Below are 1,893 nucleotides of genomic sequence, written 5' to 3' on the forward strand. Positions count from 1 at the left end.
TTGTGCGCCCGGCATGGGTGTGATCTATAGGGTGAGAGTCCCGAGCCGTGAAGACAGTTGTAGCGGTTAGCTTAACGCAAGGGTGTCCGGGGCGACCCGGAATCTGAAGGAAGCGGGCGGCAAACCTCCGGTCCGAGGAACACGAATCTCATATAAGGCTTGTTGCACTGGATAAGTCTGCAATACAAGATGAAGTCCGAACTGTCGAAGGTGCAGAAAGTAAATGAGGCGGATAGATGGAGGGAAAGATTGCACTCTTACCCGGGGAGATCTGGCGGATACGCCTTGAATACTTGGTAACCGGAGAAGCGATTCTCCGCTGAACCGCCAGAAGTCAGCCGAGGTCATAGTACCGGCTTTTCTCGAGGAAGCCGGGAAGGACTGAACAATTAAGAGAGTGCCACGACCTGGCTCATGGTAACTGAGAGACTCACAGACAATCTGAAAAGAGCTGTCCATTTAGAGGTAACGGTGAATTCCGTGAGGGCTAGTGGAAGTGTGAGGCAGGGCCATCGAAAGAGGAAACGTGACACACGAAGGAAAGGAATATCAGTGATGTTGACGAATATGATTCTGTCTAAACCGAATATGCTTGAAGCACTGAAACGTGTAGAGCGAAATAAGGGAAGCCATGGCGTGGATCTTATGCCCGTACAAAACCTACGATCGCATATCATGCACGAATGGCAGTCGATTCGAAAGAATCTTCTTGGGGGAACCTACAAGCCGGACCCGGTACGTCGGATCGAAATCCCGAAACCAGACGGCGGCGTCCGGTTGTTAGGTATCCCAACGGTGACAGACCGTATGATTCAACAATCAATTGCCCAGATACTCTCTCAGATATACGATCCAACCTTCTCTGATCATAGCTATGGGTTCCGACCAAATCGGAGTGCCCATGACGCCGTCAGAAAAGCGAAAACGTATATCCAGGAAGGATATCGCTGGGTTATCGATATTGACTTAGAGAAATTCTTTGACAGAGTGAATCATGATAAGGTCATGGGTCTTCTTGCGAAGAAAATAAAGGACAAAGCACTTCTGAAACTGATTCGTTCTTACCTCAATGCCGGAATTATGATAGAAGGTGTAAAGGTGAAAAGTGAGGAAGGTACGCCACAGGGCGGACCTCTCAGTCCATTGCTTTCTAACATCATTTTGAATGAACTGGACCAGGAATTAGAGAAACGGGGGCTTCGCTTTATACGGTACGCAGATGATTGTAATATCTATGTCCGTTCGCCTAAAGCAGGTAACCGGGTGATGAATTCAGTGACAACGTTTCTTGAGAAGAAACTTAAACTGAAGGTAAACCGAAAGAAATCTGCGGTGGACCGACCTTGGAGAAGAACGTTCCTTGGCTTTAGTTTTACATCAAATCTCAAACCAAAAGTCAGAGTTGCCTCCAAAAGTATAAAACGGTTGAAACAGAAAATCCGTTCTCTAACTTCCAGATCTTCAGGGTGGTCGATGGAGGGGCGAATCAGAAAGCTGAACCAATATTTAATGGGATGGATCGGCTATTTTCAGCTCGCTGATACACCCAGCTTCCTAAAACACCTGGATGCATGGATCAGAAGAAGGTTACGAATGTGTCTGTGGAAGCAGTGGAAACTGCCGAAAACGAAGGTCCGCAACCTCATTGCGCTCGGCGTTCCAAAATGGAAGGCATATGAGTGGGGTAATACCCGAAAGGGTTATTGGAGGATCGCACAAAGTCCAATACTACACAAAACCCTTGGCAATTCCTTCTGGAATCGCCAAGGGCTTCTAAGTCTTATCGTTAGGTATGAAAGTCTTCGTCAATCATCTTGATTGAACCGCCGTATACCGATCGGTACGTACGGTGGTGTGAGAGGTCGGGGATTAATCATCCCCTCCTACTCGATT

The 1,893-nt window shown here is 47.6% G+C and carries 1 protein-coding gene; it reads left to right on the forward strand.

The features are described from left to right. The first annotated feature begins 555 nt into the window (after positions 1-555). Positions 556-1,818 carry a group II intron reverse transcriptase/maturase gene (gene ltrA / locus AM506_RS21560; protein WP_060675130.1) on the forward strand — a complete coding sequence of 421 codons (1,263 nt, stop codon included), beginning with the start codon at positions 556-558 and terminating at the stop codon, positions 1,816-1,818. The last annotated feature ends 75 nt before the right edge of the window (positions 1,819-1,893 follow it).

It is taken from the genome of Rossellomorea vietnamensis (assembly GCF_001305855.1).
Taxonomy (GTDB): domain Bacteria; phylum Bacillota; class Bacilli; order Bacillales; family Bacillaceae_B; genus Rossellomorea; species Rossellomorea vietnamensis_A.